2 protein-coding genes and 1 pseudogene are annotated in these 6,507 nt (G+C 36.6%); all 3 read right to left on the bottom strand.

Features of this window, described 5'->3' with window-relative positions:
• Window positions 1–263, bottom strand: a 263-nt coding sequence (locus A3EO_RS0111940) for an IS3 family transposase (RefSeq protein WP_018347322.1), incomplete at its 3' end; no start/stop codon positions are given.
• Window positions 264–313: 50 nt separating this feature from the next.
• Window positions 314–640 (bottom strand): annotated as a pseudogene (locus A3EO_RS13975) (IS1/IS1595 family N-terminal zinc-binding domain-containing protein); the annotation flags it as partial.
• Window positions 641–966: 326 nt separating this feature from the next.
• Window positions 967–6,507 (bottom strand): SdrD B-like domain-containing protein (locus A3EO_RS12990; RefSeq protein ID WP_211206183.1); only part of this gene is annotated, 5,541 nt, incomplete at its 5' end.

Below are 6,507 nucleotides of genomic sequence, written 5' to 3'. Positions count from 1 at the left end.
GTAGCCTTTTTTAAGATTTCTTTATCCTCTTCGAGAATTTTAATGCGTTGTTCAAGCTCTCGTATCCGTTGCTGTTCCGGTGATAAGGGCTTCGTTCCGGGCAATACATAGCCTTGTTTTTCTGCTTGGACTTGTTTTATCCAACGACGTAAGGCCGTTTCGCCTATCCCTAATTCCGAACAGGCTTGGGCAACAGAATAACCTTGCTCGGTGACTAATTTTACCGCGGCAATTTTGTAATCTGGGCTAAATGTTCTTTTCATTTTAATGTCCTCTTTTTGTGATAGTTTACCACCTATTGAGGACTGCAAAATTAGTCTACCACTACACTACAAAGCAACACCAATACACCAAAATCACGATGAAAAAAGGTGGTATCAATAATCAGATTAAGCGAGTTATTTTGTGGGGAATTTAAATGCGATTTGGGGGCTTTTTCTATATGACGTTGAATAGTTCTAACTGAACAATGATATTTATGAGCTAATTCCTGATAGGTTTGTTTCCCAACAGAATAATCAAACCAAATTTGGCTAGAATTTAATTTGGGTTTTAAGGTAAAGAGTTTATTACAAGTGGTACATTTATAACGCTGAAGTTTATTTTTAAAACCATACTTTTGTATTTTTGATGAATGGCAAAAAGGACATGTTTTTTATTCATATTTGAAAAAATGAGTTAAAGCCTTGTACTATAAAGCTTTAACCCACTTTTTACCAACCTTTTTGTCTACTATGCCAAAAGAAATGCCCTTAACAATTAAGGGCATCAAAAATTTTACTGCGGTTAAGATTGCATTTTAGGTTTTGTGCAACTGCTACATAATACCGTAGTTTTTTAAAAATCAGCAACCATTTTGTCTACTACACCGTAATTATCTAGGATAGCCCCTTACTTAGTTAGTTAGATTCGCATCCCTGTTATGAAGGGCAGGATGAGGGTTCGATAAACAATACTTCAATAACATTACATAATGATAGTATTTACTTTATCATCTGGTAAAACTGTACTTAACATGTTTTGCGTTGGAGTATACCCTTGATAAAAATAAGTTGTAAAAGTTTTAGCTTGTTCAATAAGACTTTGATCTTTTACCGTTTTCCAAGATAATTTATCGTTTTCTTCCAGAAAAGCCGCTTGAAGAGTATTATCATCTTTCCAAGTGTAAAGCTGATCTTGAGCGAAATTAAAGTCAGTTAACACTTGCTTAACTGTATCGAGTGTTAAACTCGTACCTTGTCCTTTTGTTTCTGATAAATACAAGAAATGGTCATTGCCTGCGCCACCAAGTACATTTTTCGCCTTTCCGAACACCAACCAGTCATTACCGTCATTACCTTCCAAACGGACATCCGCTTTGTTACTAATAACAATGTCATTACCACCATTCCCTACTAAGAAATTAGTGTATTTATTTCCGATAAGTAAGTCATGACCTTCACCACCAAAAACATTTTCGATCTGGCTTTCTTTTGTAATAACAACAACTTTATTATCAATCAATAAATTACCATTAGTATTATCATCTTTTCCTAATGCGATTGTTACATTCGTTGTTACCGCTGATGCCATAATACTGTCATTACCGCCATCAGTATCATTCAATATTAGCATATCAGCTTTGTTCTGCTTACTTGCCATATCATTATAGGTTCGGGAGAACTCATCCGTATAAACATAACGATCATCATTCATGATACTATCACCGTAGAAACTTAAGCCAACATCTTTGATTTTGGTATCAACGTCAACATTCTCGGTATGCCCAAATTTGATTGTCCATTCTCCTTTAGCATTTTCCCCCCAGAAACGATTACTGGTTGCATTAAAATACCCATTCCAGGAGCCTACCGGTGTTCCTTCAGCAATCTTACTTACTGTTCCATCTGGTGAAATAACTGTAATAGTGAGTTTCTTCAACGCCGGATCATTAAGATTTAAATGTAACACAACTCCTTCCACATTAACGTCTTTTGTTACATTAATTTTAAATTCCGTAGTTTCTGAAGCAGAGCGGGACAACACCTTCTCTGTTGTTACTTTATCTGTTTTATATTCCCACCATAAATTTTCATTATTTGGTGTGGTTTCTTTATCGTGATAGACTTTTGAGTCGTAGCCTCCTCTACGCCAGTCCTTCGCTAACAAGACAGCAGCATGGATATTAACTATTCCAAAACCCACCTCTTTAGCAAAATGTAGTCCTGTTCCATTTAAGTTTTTTGCACCATTTAAGCCAAAATTCAAATAAGGACCCGTTATTGTGGTCTTATCATAATACTGACCTGTATAAGCCAATATGGTTTGAACATCGCGGAAACCTAAGCCTCTATCCGCTTCCAACATTAATGCAGTCGTTCCCGCAACAATCGGAGATGAGTAACTCGTTCCATTATCCCCCACTGCAGCGATGTGAGTTGCCTCTCCCTTAGCATATTCGGTAATAGGTGTTCCATCTGCTCCATGAATAGCCCCAACTGCCATAACAGTAGGTGATTTAGTTCCGACTGTAAGTGCAGTATTTTCTCTCCAGTTACTCGCACAAATAGTCCATATTTCCCCTAAACCATTTCTACCGTACTTCACATCTGGCACACGCCCACCCCAAACAGGGCTATAGTTATTACCATAACTTATACTAAAGTTGAAAACCTCAGCTTTATTAATATTATCAATGTTCCAACTTATCTTGGCGTTATATGCAATACCCGTAATCCAGTTATCAATACTTCCCGCTGCTCGTAGCATTACCGTAGAGCCGTGCCAAGCTGGAAATTTACTATGTGGTAAAATATTAGTGGCATCAAAAGCACCAACTGGTAGATCCCCTGTATTTTCACGTACAATTAATGTAATGTCCTTACCAGAATATCCTACAGTCCCTTGGTTCCAAGCATCTAAATAGTGAGAAAAATTGTGTGAAGCATCATCATTTCCTCCACCTGTAATCCAAGGTACAACTTTCAAGTTTAATGCTGTTTGGGAATGAGTTTTCCATTGATTGCTTTCATTATGTAAATAACTCACATTGAATAAAAAATCGCCTTTTACGGATTTGTTAGTAACAAGCATAAGATCTTTTAGATCACTTCCTGATACCACCCATTTCCCATTACTGTATGTTCCTTTAGACAAAGTTACATTTTGAGGTAAATTGCTAATTTCCACTTTCCAATTTGGATTGCTTAAGTCAATGCCTGGGCTTCTTAAATCAAGTGAAATTTGCTTGCTCGCTCTAACCACTAAGTCGGAACTAATTGGTTCAATAATATCAGTGTTACCAACTTTAACTTCTAAAATAGCATCCTTTTGATTGAAGTTTCCAACACTATCTTTAAAACTATCTTGGGTAATTGCAATTACCGCTTTTTTAGATACATTATTATCAGCCGTAAATGTTGCCGTGCGGGTATCCCCTGTTCCTTGGAAGTTACTTAGTTTTCCACCAAAAACTTTGATCTTATTCAACACAAAATCATCGGATACACTTTCAGTGAATTTGATTGTAACGGTACTACTTGCCCCAGGATTTAGAGTACTATCTTGTATAGATAGCTCTTTAACTTCTGGGCTAGTAACATCTAATTGAACATTAAATTCTCCAACAACTTTCCCACTACTATCTTTTAGAACAGCTTTCGTTATCTGTCCATCAAGATTCAGAGGTGCTTGTTTACCCAGTAAGCAGTCATTATCAAAGAAAGGAACCTCCCATTTACCCAAAGCATCAGATTTAAAAGATTGACTTGCTTTTCCACCCCACTCAAGATATAGCCCTTCTTGATTAGGTGCAACATAACCAGAAAATAAAAACCCTTTATGTAACTGTTTTGCATTACAAGTTAATTTTTCTGCATCAGAAACAAACTCTACAGATTTTGTTTCGAATGTTGTTGTTGGAATGCTTTCATTTGCCGTAGCACTTTCGATTCGCCATTGAATATTATGTTTTCCAACACTTAAATGTTCTTTTAACTGTAAAGACCAAGTTTTATTGTCTGACTCAACAACAGCATTACCCATAAATTTATCATCAGCATAAATCGCAACATGGTTTCCACTTGGTAGCGCAGAGTCTAACACGCCATTTACTTTTAAAAATTCAGTGGCAATTGGTTTATCAAATGCCGCCCCCATGCTTCCTTCAAGCCATAGGCTAGATTTCAACATATCTAGATAATGGTATTCCGCTTGAGCTGTGCTTTTCTCTTCACCTGTAAATCTATTATAAATTTTGGCAGAGAAAGTCTGTTGTGGTTCTGTAATTGCAAGCGTGGTTTGGAAAGACCAGAGCGCCTCTCCTTTTTCGCTAAATTGAGTTTTAGCAATACCAATAAATTTATCGTTATGATATAGCCTTACTTCTTCACCAGTGCTTAATGGCTCAGATAACTTCCCTTGAAGGGTTGGTAAATTATCATTCGAAATACGGGTTGCAGTAATATCTGTTGTTTGTGCTAAGTTATCCGCTAAAATAACCATCTCTGTAATTTGGCTATGAGATACACTTGCTACATTAACATTAAATTCTTTCAGTGTTTCTACTTTTCCAGCATTTGAGAAGGTTAAGAAACATTGATTGCTTCCCGCTTCCAAATCATTTAATAGCGTGCCTTTCCAATAATATTCATCAATATAACGTGTTTTTTCTACTGGTGGAAAATCCTCAAAGCTCCAATAGGTTTCTTCAATTTGCTTAACTTCAAGGGTTACATCGCCTATTTTTTCTCCTTTTGAATTGGATAAATATAAGCTTTCCCCTTCTTTTAATGCTCTATTTAATTTTCCTGAGAATTCTGGTTTTTTATCAATAACATTCCAAATGATATCCCTATTATAAAAATCAACAGGCGCATTACTATTTGCTGTTATATTTTTGATTTGCCCCATTTTATAAATACTTGATGAAATGTCAGAACTTGATGAAATTAAAGCTCTTAAACCGTCATTAGATCCCGCTAATTTTTGTGTTGCATTATTAGCGTTAGGGTCCTCAATAAGATTTCCATCCTCATCTATTTGATATTTAAAAGTAATTCTCTCATCACTGAGTAAAACCGTTGCCCCATTCAAATACTTAGATTCACTATCTTTTGGCGTAATTTGTACACGAGAAATCGGCATAGATTTACCAAGATCAACTTGAATCCAAATTGGATTAGAAAAATCAAATTCACTTGAAGTATTTTCTCTATTATCAAAAAGGTTTCTAACAACTCCCCATCCCCTAGAACAGGAAACTAGTTGTCCAAATCCATCTTCATTACCATTCAAAGAAACTAAATTACTACCAGACCATACTTTAACTTCAGATAACGCAAATTTATTACTTCCATACTGTTTCGCCACATTAGGATCAACAACGATAGTAACATAGCGAGCAATACCCTCTCCCTCAATGTGGTTATTAAGTGTATTTATCACTTCTTGTGAAGACGTTAAAGTCGGTAATTGATAATTTACATCTGTGGCATTTTTTTCTTTAACACCAATGTGAATGTTATCTATAGTCTGACTTTCTCTCACAATAATCGCTGATGTTTCACCTTTACTGTTTATTACATCAGAATCTATAGCGGTACCATTGGAAGCATAAGCTTTTGTATAAACTTTATTTTGCATTCCCCCTTTATTCTCTACCACATCAATGATGTAGCGATTAGGTGCTAAACCAGTAAATTCAAAATTCCCTTTATTATCCGTTGTTTTTGTTGCAACAACTTTTCCTGTATCAGCCTCTTTTAGTTCTAACGTAACATTTTCAATGCCAGATTCTGTACTATCCTTCACACCATCCGCTTTCGAATCTAACCAGACATTTCCTTTTACTACCGCATCTTTATTAACTAGGCGCTCTACTACAGGATCTGGAGTTGATACTTCAGTTTCTGCCACTGTATCTGGTATCGTAATTGCATTAACTTGAGCTTGATAGCCATCTTTAGCCGAACCTACTGGTAAGCGTGCTACTGCTTCATCTGCTGCTGTTTTCGCACCTTGTGCCTTTTCAATAGCCACATCAAGGGTTGCTTTCTCTTCTGCACTGATAATATTATCTTTATTTGCATCTACCGCTGTTTTTGCAGCTTCTGCCGCCTTCACTAGTTCTTGTGCTTTTGCAATCTTAGTTTCTACGTCTGATACATTTGTTACTTCTACAGTTTCAGGTATTGTGATCGCATTCACTTTTGCTTGATAACCTGCTTCTCCCGTACCATCTGGTAAGGCTTTCACTGCCGAATCTGCCGATGATTTCGCATCTTGTGCCGCTTTAATAGCTGCATCAACTACCGCTTTCTCTCCAGCAGAAATAATGCCGTCGTTGTTAGTGTCTACAGCTGTTTTCGCTGCTTCTGCTGCTTTCGCTAATTCCTGTGCTTTTGCAATCTTAGCTTCTACGTCTGATACATTTGTTACTTCTTCTGAACCAGTCTGATTTTCTGTTTCTGAACCAGTCTGATTTTCTGTCTCTGAACCAGTCTGATTTTCTGTTTCTGAACCAGTCTG

Source organism: Gallibacterium anatis DSM 16844 = F 149, assembly GCF_000379785.1.
GTDB lineage: Bacteria > Pseudomonadota > Gammaproteobacteria > Enterobacterales > Pasteurellaceae > Gallibacterium > Gallibacterium anatis.
This window is presented reverse-complemented; position numbering and strand designations above follow the sequence as displayed.